This window comes from Bordetella genomosp. 4 (genome assembly GCF_002261185.1).
Taxonomy (GTDB): domain Bacteria; phylum Pseudomonadota; class Gammaproteobacteria; order Burkholderiales; family Burkholderiaceae_B; genus Bordetella_A.
This window is the reverse complement of the sequence record NZ_NEVQ01000004.1, coordinates 1-26,406: the sequence shown is the minus strand read 5'-3', so window position 1 is coordinate 26,406 and position 26,406 is coordinate 1. Positions and strand designations below refer to the sequence as shown.

Here is a 26,406-nt window from a genome sequence, read left to right as displayed (position 1 = left end):
ACACTGAGGCGTGTTTAGCAGGAGTTATCCCGCCATCAGCGCGTCACGGATTGCGTCGGCACCGGTCCTGCTCGTGCTACAGCACTGCCTGTCGCCGTGCCTGCCGCCTGTCCGGAAGCCGGCAAGCCAGATGCCTGGGCCACCACCGGTCGCGTCGCATCCGGGGACTTCAGGAACAGGCGGGGATCCAGCGGTTGCCCTTCCAGACGCACCTCGAAGTGCAAATGCGGTCCTGTAGACTGGCCAGTCGACCCCACCAGGGCGATTTGCTGACCGCGGCTGACCAGTTCGCCCGGTTTGACCAGCAGCTTCGAAGCATGAGCATAACGGGTGATCATGCCGTCGCCATGATCCACCTCGACGGTATTCCCATAGCCTGCTTGAAAACGGGACTCGAGCACGACACCGCCAGAAGCCGCCAGAATCGGCGTCCCCGAGGGCGCGGCGAAGTCCAGGCCCTCGTGCATGGCATATCGGTGCGTAACGGGATTGCGGCGCCAGCCATACGACGAGCTGAGAAAGGGATAGTCGCTGACCGGCATGGTCGACGGCAGACGGGCCTGGTCTGCCGAGCGGCGCGTCAGCGCCACATCCAACATACGCAGATTGTCGGTTTGCTGCAGCAGGCGCGCCTGCAATTCATCCAATTGCCGGCCCAGCGCCTCGGCCGACTCCTGCATGGGCGGCGGTTGGCGGTCGGTGAACAAGTTATCCATCACCTGCTCGGCCTTGGCAGGCGCATTCAGGCCTGCTGCCAGCTCGGGATCGGTATAAGCCACCCCGGCGACCTTGGCGACCCGGCGCCCGACGCTGTCGATACCCACCAGCTTGGCTTGCAATTCGCCGACCTTTGCCGCCAGCAACGCTACGTTTTCACGCAAAAAAGCGGAATCGCGCTCGGGTTGTCCGCCGGGAGAATACGCAGCCCAATCAACAGAATACGCAGGCGGCGCAATAGGAGTAAGGTAGCGCTGTACGGTGGCGCCTATCAGCGCCGCCGTGGCCAGGAAAGCGGCCAGCACCAGCCACAAACGAGCGCCGCCCAGGACCTGTTGTCCGGGCTGACCCTCGCGGGCGTGCATAATCACGAGTTTCAAGGTACGTAAATCCTGTTATTGAGCTGGCATGAACAGACCTGCATCAAACCGCTCTCGTTCTTCTGCCAGCCGCCGGGGGGAAACCCCGCTGGGGTGGCTGGGTCACGATACGCGCGGCGCCGGCGTGCTGGCTACGGCGCGCGTGCACCTGCAAATACAGCATGCTATCGCCGCTGTGTTACCGCCAGCGCTCGGCGCTGTCTGCGTCGTGGCCAAGCTGGAAACCCCTCGGCTGCAACTAGCGGTACCGAGCGCGGCGCACGCGGCCAAACTGCGTCAGCTGGCTCCGCGGATTGCACAAACACTCAATACCCAAGGTTGGAACCTTAACGAAATTGCCGTCAAGGTTCAAGCCGGAATGCCCCGCCCTGGGGCAAAAGCGCCCCGTCCCCCAAAAGAAGCCCAGCCCCTGGGAGAAACCGCGCTCAGCGCTTTCGAATCGTTACAAGAAAATTTGCGCCCGGGGCCGCTGGCCGATGCCGTCGCCAGACTGCTGGCGCATCACAAGAACAAATAGCAGCAGGCGCGGGCTCGGGAAAAGCGGCTCGCAGAGCCGTGCGCGGCTCAGGCCAAAATCAGGCGAGTTTCCACTCGTGGCGGAACGCCTGTGGCGCCGCAGCCTGGGATTCGTAAGTCACCAGTTCCCAGGCATCACGCTGCGCCAATAGCGCACGTGCAAGCTGGTTGTTCAGACCGTGGCCGGACTTGCAAGCGACGTAGCGCGCCACCAAGGGCTTGCCCAGCAGGTACAAATCGCCAATCGCGTCGAGAATCTTGTGTTTGACGAACTCGTCGTCGTAACGCAAGCCGTCGCTGTTCAAGACCCGGTACTCGTCCATCACGATGGCATTGTCCAGGCTGCCGCCGCGGGCCAGGCCCATCGAACGCAGCGCCTCGACCTCGTTGACGAACCCGAAAGTACGCGCGCGAGCAATTTCGCGCACGTAGGAATGCGTAGCAAAATCGATCTCGGCGAAATTGGCCGTGGAATCGATCGCCGGATGGCGGAAATCAATCGAAAACGCCAGAGCGAAACCCTCGTGCGGCTCCAGGCGCGCCCATTTCAGGCTGCGGCCTTCACCCTCGCGGATCTCGACGGGTTTCTTGACGCGGATGAATTGTTTGGGAGCGTTCTGCTCGACGATGCCGGCCGAGCGCAACAGATACACGAACGTCGCGGCGCTGCCGTCCATGATGGGGACTTCTTCGGCCGTGAGATCGACGTGCAGGTTGTCGATACCCAGGCCCGCCAGTGCGGACATCAAGTGTTCGACGGTAGAAACACGGACGTTGCCTTGTTGCAGCACAGACGCCATGCGGGTATCGCCCACGCCGTCTGCTTGCGCGGGCAGATCCACGACTTGCGGCAGATCGACTCGGTGAAAGACGATACCAGTGTTGGCTTCGGCAGGACGCAGAGTAAGCTCGACCCGACGTCCCGAGTGGACGCCAACGCCTGTTGTGCGGACGAGATTCTGAATACTGCGCTGTCGAAACATAGTTATTTGTGTTTGGGCCTAGCCAGTAAAAATCAATGAAATCACCGGCATAAGATCATATTGTAACCCCGGCAGGCGCCCTGCGCCACGCTTTTGATACATCTGCCGACACATCTGCCCCACTGTACCGAACACATTACATCTGCTATCGGACGGTATTGAAAGCAAGACAAAACTGTCGCGCGCACACCGCCCGGCGTCCGGCCCGTCAGGGGAAACGGGCCGGCGCTGAGGGAGTCGGGCCAGTTCCCCAGCCCGTTTTAACGCAACATCAATCCGCTTGCTTGCGCAGGAATGCCGGGATATCGAAGTGATCCATCCCCGAGCTTTCCAGAGCACGCACCTGGGCCGACGCCTGGGTGCGCGGGTTACGCATCACCGAAGGCATGTCCAGATTGCGGTAGTCGCCCTGCTGGCCCATCATCCCGCCCATCACAGGCATGTTGTCGGTACCGGTACGCAGGCCTTCGGCCACGTTTTGCACCAGCTTCGGTGCGGCAACGGCACGGCCCAGGCCGGTAGCGACCACGGTCACGCGCAGGCTGTCGGCCATGGACTCATCGTAAGCCGTACCGAAGATCACGGTCGCGTCGTCCGAAGCGTAGCTGCGGATCGTTTCCATGATTTCGCGCGTTTCGCGCATCTTCAGCGAGCGGCTGGCGGTGATGTTGACCAACACGCCGCGAGCGCCGTTCAGGTCCACGCCTTCGAGCAGCGGGCAAGCGATGGCTTGCTCGGCTGCCACGCGGGCACGATCGGCACCGCTGGCGGTCGCCGTGCCCATCATGGCCTGGCCTTGTTCGCCCATGATCGTCTTGACGTCTTCGAAGTCAACGTTCACGTTGCCTTCGACGTTGATGATCTCGGCGATACCGGCGCATGCGTTGTGCAGAATATCGTCGGCGGACTTGAAGCAATCTTCTTGCGTGGCGTCCTCGTCCATCAGCTCATAGAGGTTCTCGTTGAGCACCACGATGAGAGAATGTACGTGCTTGGCCAGCTCGTTAATGCCCTCTTCAGCCATCTTCAGGCGCTTGTTGCCTTCGAAGGTGAAGGGTTTGGTCACGACGCCCACGGTCAGGATGCCCAGTTCTTTGGCGACTTCTGCCACCACCGGACCAGCCCCCGTTCCCGTGCCGCCACCCATACCAGCGGTGATGAACACCATATGAGCGCCGTTCAAAGCCGAACGGATTTCTTCGCGTGCGGTTTCTGCCGATGCGCGGCCTTGTTCAGGCTTGGCACCAGCACCCAGGCCCGTGCGGCCCAGGCGAATCTGCACCGGCGCATTGGTAGCCGCCAGCGCTTGGGCGTCAGTATTAGCGCAGATGAAATCCACGCCGTTGACGCCGCTACGGATCATGTGCGCGACGGCATTGCCGCCTGCACCGCCAACACCTACGACCTTGATGACGGTCCCTTTGGTGTTGTTCTCAAGCATTTCAAAGTTCATCATGATGACTCCCTCACAAGTCTGGATATGCAAATCACAAAAATTCCCCAACAACCTATGCTTTTGTGAATCGCTTCAAAGCCGACGCCGATCGGATGATCCGCAACGGGTTTGAAACGTCTCCCCTATTCGGCCTGCGCCGTCTTTCGACGGATCAAGCCAGGAGCAGGCCCCGGTCTGCCCCTTGATCAATTCATGAACCACTCCTTCATACGAGCCAACAGGCTCTTGAAGTTGCCCGTCTGTGCAGCCACTTTGCGGCCCCGCACACGCTGCATACGTGCTTCCTGCAACAAGCCCATCACGGTCGAGAAACGCGGATTGCGCATCACATCCGACAGGCTGCCTTCGTACTCGGGCGTGGCCACGCGTACCGGCTTGAGGAACACGTCCTCGGCCAGTTCGATCATGCCGGGCATCTGTGCAGAGCCTCCGGTCAACACCACGCCCGAAGCCAGGAGGTCTTCGTAGCCCGACTCCCGCACGACTTGTTGCACCAGCGAAAACAGCTCTTCGACGCGCGGCTCGATCACGGCACCCAGTGCCTGGCGTTTCACCTGGCGCGGGCCGCGATCGCCCAGTCCCGGCACCTCGACCGACTCGTCAGGGCGCGCCAGGACTTGCTTGGCCACGCCGTACCGCAGTTTGATTTCTTCGGCATCCGGCGTGGGCGTGCGCAGCATCGCAGCGATGTCGTTCGTGATCTGGTCGCCTGCGATCGGCAGCACTGCAGTGTGACGAATCGCACCACCGGTATAGATCGCCACATCCGTTGTGCCGCCACCGATATCGACCAGTACCACGCCGAGCTCTTTCTCGTCGGCGGTCAGGCAGGCCAGGCTGGAGGCCAGCGGCTGCAGAATCAGGTCTTGTACTTCCAGGCCGCAACGGCGCACGCACTTGACGATGTTTTGCGCCGCGCTGACAGCGCCGGTGACGATGTGCACGCGGACCTCGAGACGCAAACCGCTCATGCCGATGGGCTCGCGGATGTCTTCCTGGCCATCGACGATGAATTCCTGGGTCAACACGTGCAGTACTTGTTGATCGGTGGGGATGTTCACCGCTTTGGCCGTTTCGATCACACGCGCGACGTCGGTGGCAGTGACCTCCTTGTCTTTGACTGCCACCATGCCGCTCGAATTAAAACTGCGGATGTGGCTGCCCGCGATGCCGGTATAGACGTCGCGGATTTTGCAGTCGGCCATCAGCTCGGCCTCTTCGAGCGCCCGCTGAATGGAGTTGACGGTGGTCTCGATATTGACGACCACGCCCTTGCGCATGCCGCGCGATTCGTGCTGGCCAAGGCCGAGCACTTCAAAACGCCCTTCCGGCAGGATTTCGGCGACCACGGCTACTACTTTGCTAGTGCCGATATCGAGGGCGACGATGAGGTCCTTGATGTCACGGGTCATGGCGTTAACGCTTCTTTGAAGATGTGGATGAGGATTTCGATTTCGGTTGCCCTTCCGGCAGCGGTGCCAAAGCCAGGGCGAACCCGTTGGGATAACGTAGGTCGGCCTGCGTCACGCCGCGGCCCTCGAGCCGGCTGACCACGGCCGGCCAGGCTTGCACGAACCGCTGGATACGGGCTGCGAACGGCAGCGCGCCGGGCACGCCATGCGGATCGGGCGCATCGGCCCCCGGATCGCGGCCCAGGTCGAGCACCAGACCGTTGGACAAGGTGGCTTTCCAGGCATAACGCGGGCTCAAGTCCAGCTCGCGCACATGTAAATCCAGCGGTGCGAACCAACGGGCCAATTCGGCGTAACGCTGCACTACCAACCCCTCGGTGCCCTCGGGCCCGGAGAACTGCGGCAATTCCGTATCGTCGTCGAGCTCGCCCGTATTCGCTGTGAACGCCTCGCCCCAGGTGTTGATCATCTGGTTTTCGTTCCATAGCGCCAGCGGTTGCTCTTCCTCGATCTGCACACGCAGGGTTCCAGGCCAGATGCGCCGGATCGATGCGCGACGTACCCAAGGCACCGATTCGAACACTTCGCGGGCTTCGTCCAGATTCACGGTAAAAAAGTTCCCGTCGAATCGATGGGCGATCACCGCCCGCACGGACTCTGCCGATACGTAATGCAACTCCGTGTCGGGAGCAGGCTCCAGTTCGATCGCCGACAACGTGAAGTACGGACGATGCCCGATCCACACTACGCATGCCGCGAGCATGGCCACCACTGCCAGCACGGCGAGCGTGTTGGCAATCAGGTTGGTGGTGCGAGCGTCGTTCCACACAGAAGATTCCGATTCAAATTACGATTGACGGGCGGGGCTGTGCACCTTGCACGAAGCCTCGGACAAAATAGCGACACACAGTTCGGCGTAACTCATACCTACTGCCTTGGCAGCCATGGGGACCAGCGAATGACTGGTCATCCCCGGCGAGGTATTGGCCTCCAGCAACCACGGCTGGTTATTCGCGTCCAGCATGAAATCAATACGCCCCCAGCCTGCGCAACCCAGCGCGCGATAGGCGCGTTCGGCGATATCTTCAACACGACGCGCCACGTCGTCGGGCAGGTTGGCGGGACAAAAATACTGTGTCTCGTCGGAAAAATATTTGTGCTCGTAGTCGTAGTTGCCGCCAGGCGCAACGATCTCGATCACCGGCAACGCGCGCGCTGCATGCCCGGTACCCAACACCGCCACGGTCAACTCGCGTCCAACGATGAATTGCTCGGCCAGAACCTCGTCGTCAAAACGTGCTGCCTGCGCGTAGGCCTCTTTCATGTCGGAATAACCCACGACCTTGGTAATACCGACGGTCGAACCTTCATGCGGCGGCTTCAGGATCAACGGCAGACCCAGACGATCGGGCACGGTGCGCAGCTCGGATTGCGCGTCCAGCGACTCAAAGGCTGGCGTAGGCAAGCCATATTGCAACCACACACGCTTGGTCATGGTCTTGTCCATGGCCAGGCTGGACGCCATGGGGCCGCTGCCCGTATAAGGCAATCCCAGCAATTCCAACGCCCCTTGCAAGGTGCCGTCTTCGCCATAGCGGCCGTGCAACGCAATGAATACGCGATCAAAGCCCGCTGCTGCCAAATCCGCCAGCGAACGTTCGCCCGTGTCGAACAGATGCGCATCGACGCCCGCGCTCTGCAAGGCCTGATGCACGCCTTGCCCAGACATGATCGACACATCGCGTTCGGCGGACCGGCCGCCATACAAGACGCCAACCTTGCCCAAGGCCTTCACATCGATGGGCTGTTTTGCCGCCTGGCTCATGCCAACTCTCCTACCAAGCCGGGCACTTTGCTGATCGAGCCAGCGCCCATGACCACAACCACGTCACCGTCACGCACGAAGTCCACAATGGCCTGCGGCAATTCGGATACGTCTTCCACAAACAAGGGTTCCACACGTCCTGCGACACGCAGCGCACGCGACAAGGCACGGCCGTCGGCTGCCACCAGCGGCGGCTCGCCTGCGGCGTAGACCTCGGTCAGCAATACGGCATCGGCATTGCCCAGCACGCGGACGAAATCCTCGAAGCAATCGCGTGTGCGGGTATAGCGGTGCGGTTGAAAAGCCAAGACGATGCGCCGATCCGGCCAAGCGCCCCGTGCTGCAGCCAATGTCGCAGCCATTTCCACCGGATGATGGCCATAGTCGTCGATCACGGTAAATGTTCCGCCGCCGTGGTCCGCAGGCACGGCGAAGTCACCCGTTTGCGTAAAGCGGCGGCCAACACCAGTGAATGACGTCAAAGCCTGGCAAATCGCCTGATCGCTCACACCCAGCTCGGTCGCGACTGCCACGGCGGCCAACGCGTTGCGCACGTTATGCAGCCCTGGCAGGTTGAGCTCCACGTCCAGAGGCGGCAACGAGACATCCCGATCCTGACGTAGCACAGTAAAGCGCATGCGGGTGCCATCGGCTTGCACGTTTTCAGCGCGGACCTGGGCGTCTGGGCTCAGGCCATAGGTCGTAATCGGCCGCGATACGAACGGCATGATCTCGCGTACGTTCGCATCGTCCGCGCACAACACCGCGCTGCCATAGAACGGCAGGCGTTGCGTGAACTCGATGAATGCACTCTTCAATCGCGCGACGTCATGACCATAGGTGTCCATATGGTCGGCGTCGATATTGGTCACGATCGCCATGACGGGCAACAGGTTAAGGAACGACGCATCAGATTCGTCGGCCTCGACCACGATGTATTCGCCTTGGCCCAACCGTGCATTGGCGCCAGCCGAATTCAAGCGGCCGCCAATCACAAAGGTCGGGTCCAGATCGCCTGCCGCCAGGATGCTGGCGACCAGGCTAGTCGTGGTCGTCTTGCCATGCGTACCGGCCACGGCGATGCCACGCTTCAAACGCATCAACTCGGCCAGCATGATGGCGCGCGGCACCACGGGAATACCTGCCGCGCGCGCGGCGATGACCTCGGGGTTGTCCCCGGCAACGGCTGTGGAGGTCACGATCGCGTCGGCGCCAGCGACGTTCGAGGCCGTGTGGCCGAGGGCGACCGTCGCTCCCAGCGAGGCTAGACGACGGGTGACCGCCGACTCGCTCAGATCGGAACCGCTGATGGTATAGCCGAGGTTCAACAGCACCTCGGCGATGCCGCTCATGCCCGAACCGCCGATACCGACGAAATGAATATGCTGGATTCTGTGTTTCATGTTGCGCGCCTCGCTGCTTGTTCGCAGACATCGGCGATATCTGCCGCAGCTTGCGGACGCGCATGATGACGCGCCCGTTCCGCCACGGACTGGAGTTCAGGACGCGTGCGCTGGCGTAACCATTCAGCCAGCCACTCAGGCGTCAGTTCGGGTTGCGGGCACAGCCAGGCGGCCTGCACATCGCTCAAAAAACGGGCGTTTGCGGTCTGATGGTCATCAATGGCATGCGGAAACGGCACAAACAACGCCGCCACACCCGCAGCGGCAACCTCGGCCACCGTCATCGCACCCGCACGGCAAATCAATACATCGGCCTGCGCCATCGCGGCGGACATGTCGTCAATAAAATCCCGGCAATCCGCTTGCACGCCCGCTTGGGCGTAACCGTCACGCAATGCTTGCAGATGTTGTTCGCCGGCTTGGTGGGTGACTTCCGGACGGGCCTGCGGCTCGATCAAGGCCAGCGCGCGAGGCAACACGGTATTCAATGCTTGTGCGCCGAGACTGCCTCCCACAACCAGAACACGCAACGGCCCGGTACGCCCGCCATAACGCGCCGCAGGCTCCGGCAGCGCGCACAGATCTTGGCGCACCGGATTTCCGAGGACCTCCCCACGCGGCAGCACATTCGGAAAACCGCTCAGCACACGGCGGGCACGCTTGGCCAACCATCGGTTGGCGGTGCCGGCCACCGCGTTTTGCTCATGCACCACCAAGGGCATGCCGCGCAGCGACGCCATCATGCCGCCAGGAAAGGCCACATAGCCGCCCATGCCCAACACCACATCGGGACGGACCTGCGACAGACGCTGCCAGGCTTGCATGCAAGCGCGCGCCAACAGGAACGGCAGCTTGAGCAATGCCATGACACCTCGTCCGCGTACGCCCTGAAAGCGCATCGGCACCAGATCAAAACCGCGGGAAGGCACCAGGCGGCCTTCCATTTTGTCGGGGTTGCCCAGCCACAACACGCGCCAGCCGCGTTCGCGCAGAATCTGCGCGACAGCCAAGCCAGGCATGATGTGTCCGCCCGTACCGCCTGCCATGATCAGAATAGTGGGCGCCGTCATACACGCCCCCCTCGCATCATGATGCGGTTCTCGATATCGACCCGCAGCAAAATGGCCAGTGCGACCAGGTTCATCACAATGCCCGAGCCGCCATAGCTCATCAACGGCAGCGTCAGCCCCTTGGTCGGCAACAGTCCCAGGCAAACGCCCATATTGATAAATGCCTGCACACCAATCCAGATGGCGACGCCCTGCGCGACCAGCCCGGCAAAAGTGCGCTCCATCGCGATGGCCTGCCGGCCAATGTCAAAGCCACGCTGAATAATGACGACAAACAGGAACAACACCAGCAGCACGCCGGCGAAACCCAGCTCTTCGCCCACGACGGCCATTAGAAAGTCGGTATGCGCCTCTGGCAGGTAATGCAATTTTTCCACGCTGGCGCCCAACCCAACGCCAAACCATTCGCCACGGCCCAAGGCGATCAGCGAATGCGACAGCTGATAGGCACTGCCATACGCGTTGGCATCATCCCAGGGATCCAGATAGGCAAACAAACGTGCACGCCGCCACGGCGACAACCAGATCAACAGGAGAAAAGTCCCGACCATCACGCCCGTGAGGCAGCTGAAGTATTTGCCGTTGATGCCTCCTACAAACAGGATGCCGATCGCGATCGCCACGATCACGATGAACGCGCCCAAGTCGGGCTCCAGCAACAACAGCATCCCCACCGCACCCAAGGCGAAAGCCATAGGCAAAAAGCCGCGCACGAACGATTGCATGTATTCCTGCTTGCGCACGGTGTAATCCGCCGCGTACAGCAAGGCACACAACTTCATCAATTCAGACGGCTGAAAGTTCAGCGGGCCCAGCGGAATCCAGCGATGCGCGCCATTGACCTCACGGCCGATACCGGGAATCAGCACGGCGAGCAACAAGGCCAACGCGACCATGAATCCCGGCACAGCCATGCGTTGCCAGAATCGCATGGGCATCGACAATGCAACGGCGCCTGCGATCAAGCCGGCCGCGAGGAACAAACCATGGCGGATCACGAAATAGAACCGGCCATACGAGGCATAACGAGGGCCATCGGCCAACGCGATCGACGCTGAATAGACCATCAACAGGCCGAGCAACAGCAGCGTCACAGACGCCAGCACCAGCGGCGCATCGTAATTGCGCATGCGAGTCCGTCCTGGTCGGACGGCGTTGAGGCTGGTGGTGAGTTCGGCGAATAGACTCATCTCACACCTCTCCGTGATCGCGCGCGAGGTCTTCAACCTCTTCGGCGAACACCGCACCACGATGCGGGTAATTACGGAACATGTCCATGCTGGCGCACGCCGGCGATAACAGCACGGCATCGCCAGGCTCGGCCAGTTCGGCGCTGCGGCGAACTGCCTCACGCATATCTTTTGCGGAAACGCACGGCACACCGGTCTCGGCCAGCACGCGCCCAATCTCGGGGCCGTCGGTGCCGATCAACACCACGGCGCGAGCGTAGCGCGCCACGACGGGGGACAATGGTGAAAAATCCTGGCCTTTGCCCAATCCGCCTGCAATCAGAACAACGGGCTGGCCCAGCCCTTCCAATGCTGCGACGGTAGCGCCGACATTGGTGCCTTTGCTGTCGTTGATGTAATCCACGCCACTGACCGAACGCACGAACGCCGCCCGATGCGGCTCACCCGTGTATTCACGCAACGCGCGCAACATGGGGCCCCAGCCAATATTCAGCACACGAGCCAATTGCAAAGCCGCCAACGCGTTCAAACCATTGTGCAGCCCACGGATACGCAACGCGTCCAGCGGCATCAAGCGGCTGATGCGCCCGGGCTCCCGTTGCGGGGGCGGCGCGTTTTTCTTGCGCTTGACCGGAGGGGCCGGCTCGTCAAAATCAGTAGATTCGCAGGCTACGAGCCACGCCATACCTTGGCCCAGCTCCATACCCATATCACCGATCAACTCCGGCATGTCGCGCCCGAACGAGCGCACATTCAAATCCGGCAATGCCTGGACCATGGCGGCGACCCTCGGGTCATCACGGTTCACGATAGACACGCGCGCGAGGTGCAGCAAGCGGGCTTTAGCCTTGGCATAGGCTTCAATGTCGCCATGCCAATCCAGATGGTCCTGCGTCACATTCAATACGGTTGCGGCATCGGGCGACAGACTCTGCGTCGTTTCCAACTGGAAACTGGACAACTCCAACACCCATACCTGGGGCAGATCGTCTTCATCGAGCGCTTCCATCAGCGAGGCCAGAGCGGCCGGGCTGATGTTGCCCGCGGCACGCGCGCTGAAGCCTCCGGCTTCGACCAGTTGCCGCGTCATTGCCGTCACTGTGGTCTTGCCGTTGGTGCCGGTCACTGCCAATACGTGCGGGCGATATTCCCGAGATGCCGCCAACTCGGCCAATGCCCGGGCGAACAACTCGATTTCACCAACGATCTCAATGCCGCGCTCAGTCGCCAGTTGCAACAACGCCTGCGCAGGCGGCTGATTTGGAGCCAAGCCAGGGCTGAGCACCAGTTGCGACACACCATCGAGCAGCGCCGGATCAAAGACATCCCCACAACCCAGACGGTAATCCACGTCCGATCCGCTTTCAGACAAAGCGGATTTCAACGCAGCCAATCCGCCCGGCTCGGCACGCGTGTCGGCCACTCGCAGCGCCGCCCCTTGGCGGGCGCACCAGCGAGCGGCGGCCACGCCCGTCTCGCCCAATCCGAGGATCAGGACAAGCGGCGACTCCGCGCGAAGGGTGTCTGGACTATTCATCGCAACTTCAGAGTAGAAAGGCCGATCAGCACCAGCATCATGCTGATGATCCAAAACCGCACGACGACCTGGGTTTCTTTCCAGCCGCCGACTTCAAAATGGTGATGCAGCGGCGCCATGCGAAAAATCCGCCGCCCCTGTCCATATTTGCGTTTGGTGTACTTGAACCACGTCACCTGCATCATCACGGACAGGGTTTCCACCACAAACACGCCGCCCATGATGAACAAGACGATTTCCTGACGCACGATCACCGCGATCGTGCCAAGCGCGCCGCCCAGTGCCAGCGCCCCCACGTCACCCATGAAAACCTGTGCCGGATAAGCGTTGAACCAAAGGAACGCCAACCCAGCCCCGCCAATCGCGGCGCACAGCACCATCAGCTCGGCCGCCCCCGGGATATAGGGGAACAGCAGATACTTGGAAAAGTCGACACGGCCGACCACGTACGCAAAGATCCCCAGCGCACTGCCGACCATGACCGTCGGCATGATGGCCAGACCGTCCAGGCCGTCAGTCAGATTCACTGCATTGCTCGTGCCCACGATCACGGCCCATGTCAGGACCACAAACCCAAGCACACCCAGCGGATAGCTGACGGATTTAAAGAACGGCACGATCAAATCGGCCCGGGTCGGCAAAGGCATCGTGAAACCGCTGCCTACCCATGCCTTGAACAACGGCCACAGTTCGGCATTGGCCGGCGCCGACACTGCGAACGCCAGATACACGGCAGCCACCAGACCGATGGTGGCTTGCCAAAAGAATTTCTGCCGTGCCGGCATGCCTTCAGGATCGCGATGCACGACTTTTCGGTAGTCGTCCATCCACCCTATCCAGCCAAATCCGAATGTCACGAGCAGCACGACCCAGACAAACCGGTTGGTCCAGTCTGCCCACAACAACGTGCTGATAGCGATGGAAATCAGAATCAACGCGCCACCCATGGTGGGCGTGCCGTTCTTTACCAGATGCGACTCCGGACCATAGGCGCGGACTGCCTGGCCGATCTTCATCTCGGTCAATTTGCGAATCACGCGAGGCCCGGCCACCAGACCGATCAACAAGGCTGTGGCGCATGCCAGCACGGCGCGCATGGTGATGTATTCCAGCACGCCGATGACGCGCACATCGTCGGACAGCCAACGGGCGATTTCAAGCAGCATGAGAGCCTCCTTGGCGCGCAGCCGTCATATTGTTGTTATTGTCGGTAGACAGCACCTTCACCACCCGCTCCATGCGCATAAAGCGCGAACCCTTCACTAATAAACTCGCCGGACGCATGCTTTGCAGCGCCTCCACAATGGCTTCGACAGACTCGCAAGATACGGCCCCATCGCCGAACGCGGCCGCCGCGTCGCGACTGGCCTCTCCCAGCGTATAGAGGGCGTCGATACCGTGCTCACGGGCATACGCGCCCACCTCGCGATGCATAGCAGGGCCGTTATCGCCCACCTCGCCCATATCACCCAATACCAGAGCGCGCGGTCCGGGCAATCGCGCCAAGACATCCACCGCTGCGCGTACCGAGTCCGGATTCGCGTTATAGGTATCGTCGATCAGCGTCGTCCCGTCGGGCAGAACCTTGCGTTGCATCCGCCCCGCCACTGCGCTGAACGACTCCAATGCCCGTACGGCCGCAGCCAGCGGCGCACCAACTGCCAACGTGGCAGCGATAGCGGCCAACGCATTGCGTACGTTGTGCAGGCCGGGGACCGGCAGCACCATATCCGTAGATCCGGCCGGCGTCACGACATGGCAGCGCGTGCCCTGCTCGGTTGCCGTAATGTTCTCGGCATAGACGTCCAATCCAGGCTGCAGGCCGAACCGCAATACGCGCCGCGCTGCGGCCTGGGCTTCCCACACGCCGCAATGCGCATCGTCTCCGGGGAATACAGCGACGCCATCATCCGGCAGCGCCTCAATAGCCGCACCGTTTTCTTGCGCCACAGCCTCGACCGAGTGCATGAACTCCTGATGTTCGCGCTGTGCATTGGTGATCAATACGACCGAGGGCGCCGCCATGGCCGCCAAGACCGCGATTTCACCGGGATGGTTCATGCCCAGCTCAAATACTGCCGCACGATGCTGTGCGCGCAAACGCAGCAGCGTCAGCGGCACACCAATGTCATTATTAAAGTTGCCAGCTGTCGCCAGCCGGCCTGCTTCGCCCAGCCAATCGGCCAGAATCGCAGAGACCATTTCTTTTGTCGTAGTCTTGCCGTTGCTGCCCGCTACCCCAATCACCGGCAGCGCGAATCGCGCACGCCATGCAGCGCCAATGCGCATCAACGCGACACGAGTGTCGCCCAGGACCAGTTGCGGCAACGATACGTCAGCGACCGGATGCGCCACCACGGCCGCGCAAGCCCCCGCCTGCTGAGCCTGCGACAGATAGTCATGACCGTCGAAGTTCTCGCCCGCCAGGGCCAGGAATACCTCATCGGCACCAACCTTTCGCGTATCGGTAGACAAGGCTGCCGCATGCGGCAGCAGCAAAGCCAACTTTGCCCATTCGCGATCGTCGAAGGGCAACTTGACGCCGGCGACTTCCTGGTATGTCTCGTGTCCCTTGCCGGCCAGCAAGATCACATCATCGGGCTCAGACGCCCAGATCGTCTGCATGATCGCGCTCGCGCGATCTGCCTCAACGGTAAGCCGAGCGCCACGCGGGATACCGGGCAGGATCTGCGCAATGATGACGGCAGGGTCTTCACCACGCGGATTATCGCTGGACACCGTAATCTTGTCGGCCAGATCGGCGGCAATACGCCCCATTTCCGGGCGCTTGCCGGCATCGCGTTCACCGCCGCATCCAAACAGACACACCAACCTGCCGCCCCGCGCATCCGCGATAGGCCGCAGTGCGGTCAAGGCACGTGCCAACGAGTCCGGAGTATGAGAGTAGTCCACCACCACGAGAGGGCCACGGCCTGCTGCCGCTCCTGCATTCAGTGTCAATGGCTCCACCACTTGCAGGCGGCCATCCACAGGCCGAGTCTCGGACAAGGCGCGCGCGATCTGCGCTAGCGGCCAGCCCAGTTTGTACAACACGCCAGCGACCAGCAACAGGTTGGAGACGTTGTGGCGCCCCAGAAGCGACGTCACAATCTGCGCTTCACCGTCGGGCGACACCAAAGTGAATACCTGGCCATGTGCCGTCGCCTGCAGGTCGCGCACCTGAAACGCAGCAGGCGTATCCTGCTGGGTATATCCCAATGCCAAGGTATCCGGCAACGATTGCAACAATCGCTCGCCCGCCGCGTCATCGGCGTTGATGATGGCCGCGGCCAGGCCAGGCCAATGGAACAATCGTGCCTTGGCCTGCTCGTAGCTGTCCATCGAGCCGTGGTAGTCCAGATGGTCGCGGGTCAGATTGGTAAAACCGGCAATCTCGATACGCACAGCATCCAACCGCCCCTGCTCAAGGCCTATCGACGACGCTTCGAGCGCGACCGCCTGGGCTCCCGCTTCACGCATCAACGCCAGGATGCGGTGCACGGTCAACACGTCCGGCGTCGTCAGGCTACCGCCCAGCGACTGCCCATCCGGCAACAAAGCGCCCAGCGTGCCAATGCTGCCGCAAGGTTTGCCCGCGGCCGTCAACGCCTGCGAAATCCATTGCACGCAGGAGGTCTTGCCATTGGTGCCGGTAATCGCCACCACGCTCAAGGCCGCCGAAGGCTGCCCATACCATTGGTCAGCGAGTTCGCCGAGCAAGGTACGCAACGCCGGCACAACATGTACCCGGGCGTCGTTCTGAGCGCCGGCCGGCGCGGGGGCTTCGCACAATACTGCCGAAGCACCTTGGTCCAGCGCGCGCGCAATGTAATCCCGGCCGTCCACCGAGCCGCCGGGGCAGGCCACGAATACATCACCCGCCACGATCTCGCGCGAATCCAGACGCAAATCAGCGCCCGCCGCGGCATGCGTGCGCAACCAGGCCAACGCCTGGGCAGCAGGGGACAGTTGGCGCGCGGCGGTCATCGCGCTTTCTCCTGTACGCCAGCCACGATGGTAGATTCGAACGGCGCATCCGGCTGCACGCCCATCATGCGCAGGCTGCCGCCCACGATCGTGGAAAACACAGGCGCGGCGACCGCGCCGCCGTAATAACCGCCGACCTTGGGCTCGTCAATGGACACGGCCACGACAATGCGCGGATTCGACACTGGCGCAAACCCGACAAACGAACTGCGATAGCGCTGGGTACTGTATTTACCGTCCACGATCTTGCGCGCCGTACCGCTCTTGCCGGCGACCCGATAGCCCTGCACCTGTGCAGCTTTGGTGCCCTCGGGGCCTGCAGCTGCCTCGAGCATGCTGCGCACCAGTTGCGCCACCTCGGGGCTATAGACTTTGACGCTGGTCGGATCGCTATCCCGCTTGATCAAGGTAGGTGTCACCATATCGCCGTTACGCGCGAAAACGGTATAGGCGCGCGCCACCTGCAACAAGGACACGGACAAACCATACCCGTAGGCCATCGTGGCTTTTTCGATCAGGCGCCAACGATCCCAGGGACGCAAACGGCCCGGCGCAGCCCCGGGGAAGCCCAGTTGCGGCACGCGGCCGAAACCCAGTTCAGTAAAGCGTTCCCACATCTCGCGCGACTGCAGCTTCTCCGCGATCATCGTCATCCCGATATTGCTGGAACGACGCAGCACGCCGGCCACGTTCAGCATGCCGTTGCGGCTCACATCATGAATCGTGCTGCCCTGATAGCGGAATGCGCCATTGCCCGTGTCGAACTGCGTTTTGGTATTGATACGCCCCAGGTCCAGCGCCAGGGCCGCGGTAAAGGGCTTCATGATCGAGCCGGGCTCGAACGTATCGGTAATAGCGCGATTGCGCAGATTAGGCGTCTGAAAGCTTTCGCGATCATTCGGATCGAACGTCGGCAGACTGGCCAACGCCAGAATCTCGCCCGTACGCACGTCCATAATAATGGCGCTGGCCGCAGAGGCCTGGTGCTTTTTCACCGCCTCGCCCAGCTCGCGGAACACCAGATATTGCAAGCGAGCATCGATCGACAGGCTCAGATCGCGTCCGTTGACAGGCGCCGTCACGGCCTGGACGTCTTCGATCACGCGGCCCAGCCGGTCTTTGATCACCCGGCGGCTGCCCGCTGTGCCCGACAGCAATTTGTCGAAGGTCAGCTCGACGCCTTCCTGGCCCGAGTCTTCAACACTGGTAAAGCCCACCAAGTGGGCCGTGACTTCACCGTCCGGGTAATAACGTCGCGTCTCGGCTTGCTGGTGAATGCCCGGGACTTCGAGTTTTTTGATCTGGTCGGCGATGTCTGTGGGGACTTGCCGTTTGAGATAAACGAAATTGCGGTCGACGTCGGCCAAACGGCCGCGCAGATCGGCGACCGACAGGCCCAGCAGCTTGGCCAGGTTGGAGAGCTGTTCTGCCGTCGCCGGCTTCGCATCCTCGGGAATGGCCCAGATGGCACGCGCCGGCACACTGGATGCCAACACCACGCCATTACGATCGAGAATCTTGCCGCGCGTCGCGGCGAGCGTCAGCGTGCGCTCGTAGCGGCGCTCGCCCTGCTGCTGCAAAAACTCGGTAGAGAGGCCCTGCAAATACAACGCGCGCCCTGCCAACACCACAAAAGCGGCCAGCAACAGCACGAGCACCAGCCGGGCACGCCAGGTAGGCAATTGCCCGCGCAGCATGGGATTGTCGAAGAATGGCACGCGCTTCATTGCACGCCTCCGACAGCCGGGGCCGGAATCGGCGCTTGATTCAAATAGATAGTGCGGTCAGGCACGATCGGGATCATCTTCAGATCCTGACGCGCCGCATGGTCGATCCGCGCATTGCGCGCCAACTCGGCGCGTTCCAATTGCAGGCGCCGCCAATCAGTGTCCAAGGTATTGGACAGCGTATTGCCGCGCTCTAATTCAATAAAGAGTTGACGCGATTGATACCGGCTGGTGACCAGCGAGATGGCCGACAGCATCAACAATATAGAAACGATGAGGCTCAAGCGTGCCATTAGCGTGGCCTCCGTTTGGCGCCGCGCTTGGCGGCAGGCGACTCGCCCGGCACACGCATGGCCGGCACGAACGTTGCCGCATCAGCATCCAGGGGCGTATCTGTACGCTCGGCGACACGCAGCACCGCCGAACGCGACCGGGCATTGCCCGCAATCTCGTCATCGCTGGCGAGCACCCGTCCCAGCGAACGCACCAATGGCTGGGGCAACTCGCTCTCCCGCAACGGCAAACGTGCATGCGCGACAGCAGGCTTGGCCGCTGCCGCGATGCACTGTTTGACCATGCGGTCTTCGAGCGAATGAAAGCTGATCACCGCCAACCTCCCCCCTGGGGCAAGCAGTTCTAAAGCTGACGCGAGGGCGCGCGCGAGCTCTTCGAGTTCCCGATTGATGTAAATCCGTAAAGCCTGAAAGGTGCGAGTGGCCGGGTGCTGGCCTTTTTCGCGCGTCCGGACGGCGCTGGCGACGCACTCGGCAAGCTCGAGCGTGGTGCGCAGCGGCCGTGTTGCGCGGCGAGCAGCAATCGCCTTTGCAACCTGAAAAGCAAACCGTTCTTCGCCATAATCTGCTATGACCTCCCGCATCTCATCCACACTGGCATCTGCCAGCCAATCCGCAACCGTTGGGCCACGGGTCGTATCCATACGCATGTCGAGCGGGCCTTCGCGCATAAACGAAAAACCTCGTCCGGCATCATCCAATTGGGGCGAAGACACCCCAAGATCCAACATCACGCCATCGATATGCTCGATGCCGAGTCCTGCCAACGCCTCGCGCATGGTGGCAAAACCATCATGCACGACCGTCACTCGCCGATCGCGCGCCGCCAACTCGGTGGCCACCGCAATCGCCTGAGGGTCCTTGTCGAACACCACCAACCGGGCCTCAGGTCCCAGACGGCTCAACAACTCACTGCTATGCCCACCGCGCCCGAAGGTGCCGTCGACAAACACGCCGCGTTGCACGCGCGCGTGAGCTCGTGCCTCGGCCTGCGCGTCATCCGCCTGGCCTGACCGTGACGCGCCCTTGCCGCCAAAATCGGCCTGCAATAACGCATCCACCGTCGGCGCCAGCAGCACGGGCCGATGTTCGAATTCCATACTCGGTTTCAGAACGAAAACTGGTTCAACACGTCCGGCATCCCCTGAGCCAGGTCCTCCGCCTCGCGGCGGGCCAGGGAAGCGGCATCCCACAGCTCGAAGTGCGCGCCCATACCGAGCATCATCACCTCGCGCGTCATACCGGAAGCGTTGCGCAGTTCAGGCGCAATGAGCACGCGGCCAGAACCATCGATCTCGACGTCCTGGGCATTGCCCAACAACAGCCGCTGCAGTGCGCGCGCCGACATGGGAAACGCGGCGATCTGCTCGCGCTTTTTTTCCCACTCTTGCCGCGGATACATCAACAGGCAGCCATCAGGATGGCGAGTCAGGGTCAACCGGCCTTCGGCCTGCGCAACGAGCGCGTCACGATGCCGGGTCGGAATCGAGATCCGTCCCTTGGCATCGAGCGTCAGCGCGCTGCTTCCCTGAAACACCACATTTACCCCACTTAATTGCACAAATTCCTACTTTTTCCCACTCTACGGTAATGGACAAAGCGGGTCAAGCGGGCGGTTGCAATTTTTTCAATCACAACAAGGACTTAGGACAGTTTTTAAAATGACAAAAATAAAAACCCCCTGATAAATCAGGGGGTTGCAGTAACAATTAAAAGTCCTTAGTCAGGAGTGGGACAAATAGAGCGCCCTTTCAATGTTTTACGTTCGGCCTTGCCGCAGCAAAGCCGCCCCGTTGACGGTATTCAGCTGCAAGACAGGTCTATAGGCCGGATTCTGTACACCGAGTCACCCCGGCGGGCAATCATTCCTCTGCGCGGATCATTGCTGAGCCGCTGTAGCCACCTACCCGCATGCTAGAGCGAGCCGCCCTTCAGGCCCGAAAGCCGTGCACATGCCTATTTGGTGTTGCTCCGGATAGAGGTTGCCGCGTTTCACCCTGCCACGCCGCCCATCGTCGCCGACAGACGCAGTACGGAGATGGCCGTACCGGTGCGCGCCAAAGCGCGCCCGCGCCGCAGACTCGTCTCTGTGGCCCTATTCCTCAGCCACCGGCCGGACTGAATCCGGCGGCGGCTGGACGGCCGTTAGCCGCTATCCTGCTCTGTGGAGTCCGGACCTTCCTCGATGGATTCGCACCCACCGCGATTGCCCGACCTGCCTTGCGGATGCCATTGTACGGTAAGCGGGCGCGGCAACTCGGTCCCTATTTAGATAGGCCAGGTCGGACGCTATACGGAACGCAAGGCGCGCGACCTGCGACAATAGCGCTATCGCAGAAAATCACCGCACTTTGTCTATTTCATGGCCAACAACACTTTGATTACCTTGACGGACGTACAACTGGCGTACGGCCACCATCCGTTGCTGGACCACGCAGATTTCGTCATCCAGGAAGGCGAACGTATCGGATTGATCGGCCGCAACGGCGCCGGCAAGAGTTCACTATTACGTCTGCTGGATGGGCGCAACGTGCCTGACGATGGCGACATCGCTCGCAATTCTGGCCTGAAAGTCGCCACCGTCGAGCAAGAACCCGATCTCGACGAAAACGCCTCGGTATACGACGTGGTCTTTAACCGCGGGGATGATCATGAAGACTGGCAACGGCCATCGCGCGTCCAGGCCTTGCTGGAACGGCTCGGACTGCCTGGCGACGCGCGCATTGCCGGTTTGTCCGGGGGCACGCGCAAACGCGTCGCTTTGGCGCGCGCACTGGCAGACGAACCCGACCTCTTGCTGCTCGACGAGCCTACCAACCATCTGGACTTCACCGGCATTGCCTGGCTGGAGGAGTTGCTTCGCAGTTGGCGCGATGCGGCCGTCATCATCACCCACGATCGGCGCTTTCTGGATGCGATTGCCACGCGCATCGTCGAACTCGACCGCGGCAAGCTGCTGAGTTTTCCCGGCAACTTCTCACAATGGCAGGAGCGCAAAGCCCAATGGTTGGAGTCCGAACGCCTGGAAAACGCCCGGTTCGACAAACTGCTCGCTCAAGAGGAAGTCTGGATTCGCAAAGGCATCGAGGCCCGGCGCACCCGTAACGAGGGCCGCGTGCGGCGCCTGGAGCAGCTCCGCGTCGAGCGCTCGGAACGTCGCGATCGTCTGGGCAATGTGAATCTGGCCATCGCCGAGGGTCAGCGCTCAGGCAAATTGGTCGCCGAGCTGGATAACGTCTCCAAAAGCTTTGGCGACCGCGTGGTGATCCGAGACTACAGCACCACGCTCATGCGCGGCGACCGCATCGGCATTATCGGACCCAATGGCGCAGGCAAAACCACGCTATTGAAAATCATGTTGGGCGAGCTCCCGCCAGACACCGGCAACGTCCGCATCGGGACCAACGTGTCGGTTGCCTACTTCGATCAGATGCGAGCACAGCTCGACGAAAACGCGAGCCTGGTCGACATCATCAATCCAGGCAGCGAGTGGGTAGAGATCGGCGGAACTCGCAAACACGTCATGAGCTACCTGGGCGATTTTCTGTTTTCGCCTGCACGGGCGGGATCTCCGGTCAGCAGCCTCTCGGGCGGCGAGCGCGCACGTTTGTTATTGGCACGCCTGTTTGCCCGCCCGGCGAACGTGCTGGTCCTGGACGAACCCACCAACGATCTGGATATCGAGACCCTGGAACTGCTGGAGGAACTCTTGCAGGAGTACACCGGCACCGTCCTGCTTGTCAGCCACGATCGCGCCTTTCTTAATAATGTGGTGACACAGACCATTGCCTACGAAGGCGAGGGCAAATGGCGAGATTATGTCGGCGGCTACGACGACTGGGTCGCTCAACGTCCGGCTTCAGCCGTTCCTGCAGCCCAGTCGGACAAATCCGCGCGCGCGGCCACCAGCGGCGCGAACACCACGGCCACCAACAACTCGGACACTGGGACAGCGACCCCACGTACCAAGCCCACCCGCGTAGCCAAACTCAGTTCGTGGGAACAGCGCGAGCTCGAAGGGTTACCCGACGCGATCGCCAAAATCGAGGCGCGCCAAGAAGACCTATCCGCTCGTTTGGCGGACGGTACGCTCTATCGCGATGCGCCTGATGAAGTCGAACGCATCAATACCGAACTCGCGGCCCTGGACAAAGAACTGGAAGAAAAATTCGCCCGCTGGGAATTGCTGGAGGCTCGGCGCGGCGACAGCTAATCAATAGACTGCAACTGCTAATCCTGCCACTTGGGCGGGGCGCCTTGGGGGGAGTTCGCACCTCCCGAGGCGCGGCACAATTCCATACTGATCCAGCCAGGCGATGGGGCTCAACCGCCAGAAGCCCTCAAGCCACACGCCAATCCAGTGCTTCACCGGCCGCCAGGGGGACCAACGACGTATCGCCAAACGGCAACTCAGCGGGAATCGAGAACGACTCGCGCCGCAACGTCAGCGTATCGGTGTTTCTTGGCAGACCGTAAAAATCGGGTCCGTGGAAACTGGCGAAACCTTCCAGACGATCCAGGCGCCCGGCGCGCTCGAATGCCGTGGCGTAGAGTTCCATGGCATGCAGCGCGGTGTAGCAGCCCGCACAGCCGCAAGCATGCTCTTTCAATCCGCGAGCGTGCGGAGCGCTGTCCGTGCCCAGGAAAAAGCGCGGGCTGCCGCTCGTGGCGGCATCGACCAGCGCTTGGCGATGCACCTCGCGCTTCAGGATGGGCAGGCAATACCAATGCGGCCGCACGCCGCCCTGGAAAATCGCGTTCCTGTTGTACAGCATGTGCTGCGGCGTGATCGTCGCGGCTATCGGCCCCTCGGCGTCACGCACATACTCTGCGCCGTCCTTGGTCGTGATGTGTTCAAACACCACCTTCAACCCGGGATAGGCCTTGCGCAATGGCAGCATCACACGATCGATGAACACCGCCTCGCGATCGAACACGTCAATATCCGGATCGGTGACTTCGCCATGCACCAATAGAGGCATGCCGCAACGTTCCAACGCTTGCAGCGCACTGCCGCATTTGCCCAGCAGATCCGTCACCCCAGCATCGGAGTTCGTCGTCGCTCCTGCCGGGTAAAGCTTGACCGCGTAGACCTGGCCGGACTCATGCGCGCGCACGATTTCCTCGGCCGTCGTATTGTCCGTGAGGTAGAGCGTCATCAGCGGCGTGAAAGCTGGAACATTTTCCTGCTGGCGCAAGGCGTCCTCGATCCGTTGCCGATACGCCAACGCCTGCTCGGTCGTCGTCACAGGCGGACGGAGATTAGGCATGATGATGGCGCGCGCAAACTGCCGTGCCGTATCGCCCACCACAGCCTGCAATGCCGCACCATCGCGCAAATGCAAATGCCAGTCGTCCGGACGGGTAATCGTTAGTTGAGTAATGTTTTGATCAGACATGAGAGCAACCTGGCTTATTCAGCCAAAGGCATGCCACGCTCGGCCAAGGCGCAAAACATCGCGCTACCCAGCGGAATCACAGCATCATTGAAGTCGAAGTGGGAATTATGCAGTACGCAGCCGGATTCGGCTCCGCCCTGGCCCAATCGGAAATAAGCGCCGGGCCGGGATTGCAGCATGAACGAAAAATCCTCAGAGCCCATCGAAGGCACCAGATCGCGCACCACGTTTTCCTTGCCGATCATATCGGTGGCGATATCAGCAACCAGATTCGCGTGCTGCGGCGTATTCAGCGTTGCGGGATAAATACGCTGGTAGTCGATTTCAGCCGTTGCCCCAAAACCGCCGGCGATCGCATTGACCAACTCGCGCATCCGCGTCTCGACCATTTCCTGCACCGATTTGCGGAAGGTGCGAACCGTTCCCACCAGCCTGGCTTCGCGGGGAATCACGCTCATGGCGCCCGGATGCCCCGCCTGCAGCGATCCGATGGACAACACCGCCGAATCCAGCGGATTAACATTTCGCGACACAATCGTCTGCAGCGCGGTAATCACGTGTCCCGCGATGGTGACCGGGTCAATTGTCTGGTAGGGATGCGCGCCATGGCCGCCGCGCCCCGTAATGGTGATATCGAAACGATCCGCTGCCGCCATCATGGGGCCGGGATTGATCCCGATGGTGCCGGGTTTTAACCCCGGCCAATTATGCAGTGCATAGATGGCATCACATGGAAAGGTATCAAACAACCCGTCTTCCATCATGGCCTTTGCGCCGCCACGGCCCTCTTCAGCCGGCTGAAAAATCAACACGGCAGTACCATCAAAATTGCGCGTTTGTGCCAGATAGCGTGCAGCGCCCAGCAAAATCGTGGTGTGCCCATCGTGTCCGCAACCGTGCATCAATCCCGGTTTGTTGGACTTGTACGCAAAATTGTTATCCTCCGTCATGGGCAGCGCATCCATGTCGGCGCGCAGACCGATCATGCGCCCGCTATCGCGGCCTCTGCCGCGTATAACGCCCACAACCCCTGTCTTGCCTATGCCCCGGTGCACTTCGATGCCCAGGGCCTCTAATGAGCCCGCCACGATGCCTGACGTACGCACCTCTTCGAAGCCCAATTCCGGGTGGGCATGCAAATCTCGGCGTATCGCCGTCAACTCGTCATGAAATAGACGGATAGAATCTAGTGCTGATCTTGCGTACATGAGACGTTACGCACCTTGAACAGAAGGGGGTCAAGCCCCTATTTTAGTTGCTACAGAGCATAAATGGCTTTGTCTTTGAGAGAGAGACACGTTATGCTCCGCCCGCAGGACAATTTTTCCAACAGCCAGAGAAGGAGCGCCGTAATATGGCTACAACCTCCAAACCCGCGACCGCACGCAAGCCGAATGCCGCATTCATGAAGCCCCTGACCCCCAGCGCCGAGCTGGCGGCAGTCATTGGCTCCGACGCCGTGCCGCGCACCGAGGTCACCAAAAAGATCTGGGAATACATCAAAAAGCACAACCTGCAAGATGCCAGCAACAAACGCAACATCAACGCTGACGCCAAGCTGCGTCCGATCTTTGGTAAAGATCAGGTCACGATGTTCGAATTGACCAAGCTGGTCAACGCCCACCTGAAGTAAGCAGGCAACGGGTCGTACCCAGTACGTCCCCATCTGCTGTCGTGGGCCGTTTATGACGGCCCATACGCCCAGGGCTTGCCGCACCGGGCGTGCATCAAGACGCGAGCCCAAATAAAAACGGCTGACCACGGTCAGCCGTTTTTATTTTTACCTGCACAAACTCAAACTGGCCGCCATAAACGTCGCAGGCGGCCATAGGCGGGTTAACTGTACTGGGTAGGCACGGAGCCTTCCATGAGCGCGAGCCAGCCTTTAATCAGGCGATAGAGCACCCAGACAACGGTGGCCACCACACCCAGCCAGCCGATAAAAATCAACGTAGCTATCGCGCTGATAGCAAGCCACAACAGCGCCCACCAGAACGTACGTAGCAGCCAATCAAAATGCGCTGCATACATCGTTCCCGCTGCATCTGTACGTTTGAGGTACATCAACACTACAGCTGCCAATGTCGCTATGCCCAAAAAGCCCCCAGTCACAAAACCCAGGGCGTATAAACCATAGGTGACGTGGGTCAGCGTACGCAGGTCGAGCGAATTGCTGGGTTGAGTAGGGATCTGGGGATCGCTCACGATAACCGCTCCATCGAATAGATTTAGCCAATCTTACCGCACAAAGACGCCAGATCGGGGATAGAAATCGAGATGAGGTTTGAGCGCCACAGCGTAGAAAAGCGGCTCAGAATCAAACAGCGCACGATCCGAGCGGTGCTGATTTTACGATTACGCAAAGACAAAACCCCTCGCAGCGAATGCTGGAGGGGTTTTGCGGGATAAGAGCCTGACGATGACCTACTTTCACAAACGAATGTTCACTATCATCGGCGCAAAGGCGTTTCACTGTCCTGTTCGGGATGGGAAGGAGTGGGACCACCTTGC

22 protein-coding genes, 1 rRNA gene and 1 other RNA gene are annotated in these 26,406 nt (G+C 61.0%); 3 read left to right on the top strand and 21 right to left on the bottom strand.

All coding sequences use genetic code 11. The annotated features are described in order from the left end of the window. Window positions 1-35: 35 nt before the first annotated feature. Complete coding sequence (locus tag CAL20_RS04685) at window positions 36-1,082, bottom strand: M23 family metallopeptidase (protein WP_094819933.1); 1,047 nt, start codon at window positions 1,080-1,082, stop codon at window positions 36-38. Between the two features lie 43 nt (window positions 1,083-1,125). Between CAL20_RS04685 and CAL20_RS04680 the strand changes: the two genes are divergently transcribed. Next, entirely contained in the window at window positions 1,126-1,614 is a 489-nt protein-coding gene (locus CAL20_RS04680; protein WP_094819932.1) for a flagellar hook-length control protein FliK, read from the top strand. Between the two features lie 58 nt (window positions 1,615-1,672). Here the strand turns inward: CAL20_RS04680 and lpxC are convergent, their stop codons facing one another. From lpxC to rnpB, 16 genes are all read right to left on the bottom strand, one after another. Continuing rightward, window positions 1,673-2,596 carry a UDP-3-O-acyl-N-acetylglucosamine deacetylase gene (gene lpxC, locus CAL20_RS04675; protein ID WP_094837321.1) on the bottom strand — a complete coding sequence of 308 codons (924 nt, stop codon included), beginning with the start codon at window positions 2,594-2,596 and terminating at the stop codon, window positions 1,673-1,675. A 271-nt stretch (window positions 2,597-2,867) separates the two neighbouring features. Continuing rightward, window positions 2,868-4,052 carry a cell division protein FtsZ gene (gene ftsZ, locus CAL20_RS04670; protein ID WP_094819930.1) on the bottom strand — a complete coding sequence of 395 codons (1,185 nt, stop codon included), beginning with the start codon at window positions 4,050-4,052 and terminating at the stop codon, window positions 2,868-2,870. Window positions 4,053-4,237: 185 nt separating this feature from the next. After that, window positions 4,238-5,464 (bottom strand): cell division protein FtsA, encoded by a 1,227-nt coding sequence (gene ftsA, locus CAL20_RS04665; protein WP_094819929.1) that lies wholly within the window; start codon window positions 5,462-5,464, stop codon window positions 4,238-4,240. Between the two features lie 4 nt (window positions 5,465-5,468). Beyond that, a complete protein-coding gene (locus CAL20_RS04660; RefSeq protein ID WP_094819928.1) occupies window positions 5,469-6,293 on the bottom strand; it encodes a cell division protein FtsQ/DivIB in 825 nt (274 codons plus the stop codon). Window positions 6,294-6,311: 18 nt separating this feature from the next. Further along, on the bottom strand, window positions 6,312-7,289 hold the full coding sequence (locus CAL20_RS04655) for a D-alanine--D-alanine ligase (RefSeq protein WP_094819927.1): 978 nt from the start codon (window positions 7,287-7,289) through the stop codon (window positions 6,312-6,314). Next, window positions 7,286-8,692, bottom strand: coding sequence for a UDP-N-acetylmuramate--L-alanine ligase (gene murC / locus CAL20_RS04650; protein ID WP_094819926.1), 1,407 nt, complete (start codon window positions 8,690-8,692; stop codon window positions 7,286-7,288). Before murC ends, CAL20_RS04655 begins: the two co-directional genes overlap by 4 nt. Further along, a complete protein-coding gene (murG, locus tag CAL20_RS04645; RefSeq protein WP_094819925.1) occupies window positions 8,689-9,762 on the bottom strand; it encodes an undecaprenyldiphospho-muramoylpentapeptide beta-N-acetylglucosaminyltransferase in 1,074 nt (357 codons plus the stop codon). Before murG ends, murC begins: the two co-directional genes overlap by 4 nt. Further along, window positions 9,759-10,952, bottom strand: coding sequence for a putative lipid II flippase FtsW (gene ftsW, locus CAL20_RS04640; protein WP_094819924.1), 1,194 nt, complete (start codon window positions 10,950-10,952; stop codon window positions 9,759-9,761). Before ftsW ends, murG begins: the two co-directional genes overlap by 4 nt. A 1-nt stretch (window position 10,953) precedes the next feature. Further along, complete coding sequence (murD, locus tag CAL20_RS04635; protein ID WP_094837320.1) at window positions 10,954-12,489, bottom strand: UDP-N-acetylmuramoyl-L-alanine--D-glutamate ligase; 1,536 nt, start codon at window positions 12,487-12,489, stop codon at window positions 10,954-10,956. Then, window positions 12,486-13,655: a phospho-N-acetylmuramoyl-pentapeptide-transferase gene (mraY, locus tag CAL20_RS04630; protein WP_094819922.1), complete on the bottom strand. Its 1,170-nt coding sequence runs from the start codon at window positions 13,653-13,655 to the stop codon at window positions 12,486-12,488. The genes murD and mraY overlap by 4 nt, the downstream gene beginning before the upstream one ends. Further along, on the bottom strand, window positions 13,645-16,476 hold the full coding sequence (murF, locus tag CAL20_RS04625) for a bifunctional UDP-N-acetylmuramoyl-L-alanyl-D-glutamate--2,6-diaminopimelate ligase MurE/UDP-N-acetylmuramoyl-tripeptide--D-alanyl-D-alanine ligase MurF (protein ID WP_094837319.1): 2,832 nt from the start codon (window positions 16,474-16,476) through the stop codon (window positions 13,645-13,647). The genes mraY and murF overlap by 11 nt, the downstream gene beginning before the upstream one ends. Next, window positions 16,473-18,203 (bottom strand): peptidoglycan D,D-transpeptidase FtsI family protein, encoded by a 1,731-nt coding sequence (locus tag CAL20_RS04620; protein ID WP_094819920.1) that lies wholly within the window; start codon window positions 18,201-18,203, stop codon window positions 16,473-16,475. Before CAL20_RS04620 ends, murF begins: the two co-directional genes overlap by 4 nt. Continuing rightward, window positions 18,200-18,496, bottom strand: a complete 297-nt coding sequence (ftsL, locus tag CAL20_RS04615; protein ID WP_094837318.1) for a cell division protein FtsL — start codon at window positions 18,494-18,496, stop codon at window positions 18,200-18,202. Before ftsL ends, CAL20_RS04620 begins: the two co-directional genes overlap by 4 nt. Next, entirely contained in the window at window positions 18,496-19,596 is a 1,101-nt protein-coding gene (gene rsmH, locus CAL20_RS04610; RefSeq protein WP_094819918.1) for a 16S rRNA (cytosine(1402)-N(4))-methyltransferase RsmH, read from the bottom strand. Before rsmH ends, ftsL begins: the two co-directional genes overlap by 1 nt. Window positions 19,597-19,604: 8 nt before the next feature. After that, window positions 19,605-20,033, bottom strand: coding sequence for a division/cell wall cluster transcriptional repressor MraZ (gene mraZ / locus CAL20_RS04605; protein ID WP_094819937.1), 429 nt, complete (start codon window positions 20,031-20,033; stop codon window positions 19,605-19,607). 270 nt (window positions 20,034-20,303) lie between these two features. Next, window positions 20,304-20,718, bottom strand: an RNA gene (gene rnpB / locus CAL20_RS04600) — RNase P RNA component class A. Window positions 20,719-20,858: 140 nt separating this feature from the next. Here rnpB and CAL20_RS04595 point away from each other — a divergent pair. Next, window positions 20,859-22,709 (top strand): ATP-binding cassette domain-containing protein, encoded by a 1,851-nt coding sequence (locus CAL20_RS04595; RefSeq protein ID WP_094837317.1) that lies wholly within the window; start codon window positions 20,859-20,861, stop codon window positions 22,707-22,709. A gap of 127 nt (window positions 22,710-22,836) precedes the next feature. Here CAL20_RS04595 and pyrC read toward each other — a convergent pair whose 3' ends face one another. Both pyrC and CAL20_RS04585 read right to left on the bottom strand, forming a co-directional pair. Beyond that, window positions 22,837-23,895, bottom strand: a complete 1,059-nt coding sequence (gene pyrC, locus CAL20_RS04590; RefSeq protein WP_094837316.1) for a dihydroorotase — start codon at window positions 23,893-23,895, stop codon at window positions 22,837-22,839. Window positions 23,896-23,909: 14 nt separating this feature from the next. Then, window positions 23,910-25,103: a M20 aminoacylase family protein gene (locus CAL20_RS04585; protein WP_094819915.1), complete on the bottom strand. Its 1,194-nt coding sequence runs from the start codon at window positions 25,101-25,103 to the stop codon at window positions 23,910-23,912. A gap of 146 nt (window positions 25,104-25,249) precedes the next feature. Here CAL20_RS04585 and CAL20_RS04580 point away from each other — a divergent pair, with 146 nt between their 5' ends. Further along, window positions 25,250-25,528, top strand: a complete 279-nt coding sequence (locus tag CAL20_RS04580) for an SWIB/MDM2 domain-containing protein (protein WP_026641087.1) — start codon at window positions 25,250-25,252, stop codon at window positions 25,526-25,528. Between the two features lie 203 nt (window positions 25,529-25,731). Here the strand turns inward: CAL20_RS04580 and CAL20_RS04575 are convergent, their stop codons facing one another. Both CAL20_RS04575 and rrf read right to left on the bottom strand, forming a co-directional pair. Beyond that, complete coding sequence (locus CAL20_RS04575; RefSeq protein ID WP_094837315.1) at window positions 25,732-26,100, bottom strand: DUF4870 family protein; 369 nt, start codon at window positions 26,098-26,100, stop codon at window positions 25,732-25,734. 206 nt (window positions 26,101-26,306) lie between these two features. Further along, window positions 26,307-26,406, bottom strand: a 5S ribosomal RNA gene (gene rrf, locus CAL20_RS04570); the annotation flags it as partial.

Bases quoted from the DNA above. Each gene is read 5' to 3' on its own strand.
- CAL20_RS04680 (WP_094819932.1), top strand. From the start codon at position 1,126: ATGAACAGACCTGCATCAAACCGCTCTCGTTCTTCTGCCAGCCGCCGG.
- ftsW (WP_094819924.1), bottom strand. From the start codon at position 10,952: ATGAGTCTATTCGCCGAACTCACCACCAGCCTCAACGCCGTCCGACCA.
- CAL20_RS04585 (WP_094819915.1), bottom strand. From the start codon at position 25,103: ATGTACGCAAGATCAGCACTAGATTCTATCCGTCTATTTCATGACGAG.
- murG (WP_094819925.1), bottom strand. From the start codon at position 9,762: ATGACGGCGCCCACTATTCTGATCATGGCAGGCGGTACGGGCGGACAC.
- ftsZ (WP_094819930.1), bottom strand. From the start codon at position 4,052: ATGATGAACTTTGAAATGCTTGAGAACAACACCAAAGGGACCGTCATC.
- mraY (WP_094819922.1), bottom strand. From the start codon at position 13,655: ATGCTGCTTGAAATCGCCCGTTGGCTGTCCGACGATGTGCGCGTCATC.
- lpxC (WP_094837321.1), bottom strand. From the start codon at position 2,596: ATGTTTCGACAGCGCAGTATTCAGAATCTCGTCCGCACAACAGGCGTT.
- ftsL (WP_094837318.1), bottom strand. From the start codon at position 18,496: ATGGCACGCTTGAGCCTCATCGTTTCTATATTGTTGATGCTGTCGGCC.
- CAL20_RS04685 (WP_094819933.1), bottom strand. From the start codon at position 1,082: ATGCACGCCCGCGAGGGTCAGCCCGGACAACAGGTCCTGGGCGGCGCT.
- CAL20_RS04655 (WP_094819927.1), bottom strand. From the start codon at position 7,289: ATGAGCCAGGCGGCAAAACAGCCCATCGATGTGAAGGCCTTGGGCAAG.
- pyrC (WP_094837316.1), bottom strand. From the start codon at position 23,895: ATGTCTGATCAAAACATTACTCAACTAACGATTACCCGTCCGGACGAC.
- CAL20_RS04595 (WP_094837317.1), top strand. From the start codon at position 20,859: ATGGCCAACAACACTTTGATTACCTTGACGGACGTACAACTGGCGTAC.
- CAL20_RS04620 (WP_094819920.1), bottom strand. From the start codon at position 18,203: ATGAAGCGCGTGCCATTCTTCGACAATCCCATGCTGCGCGGGCAATTG.
- rsmH (WP_094819918.1), bottom strand. From the start codon at position 19,596: ATGGAATTCGAACATCGGCCCGTGCTGCTGGCGCCGACGGTGGATGCG.
- murF (WP_094837319.1), bottom strand. From the start codon at position 16,476: ATGACCGCCGCGCGCCAACTGTCCCCTGCTGCCCAGGCGTTGGCCTGG.
- CAL20_RS04580 (WP_026641087.1), top strand. From the start codon at position 25,250: ATGGCTACAACCTCCAAACCCGCGACCGCACGCAAGCCGAATGCCGCA.
- murD (WP_094837320.1), bottom strand. From the start codon at position 12,489: ATGAATAGTCCAGACACCCTTCGCGCGGAGTCGCCGCTTGTCCTGATC.
- ftsA (WP_094819929.1), bottom strand. From the start codon at position 5,464: ATGACCCGTGACATCAAGGACCTCATCGTCGCCCTCGATATCGGCACT.
- murC (WP_094819926.1), bottom strand. From the start codon at position 8,692: ATGAAACACAGAATCCAGCATATTCATTTCGTCGGTATCGGCGGTTCG.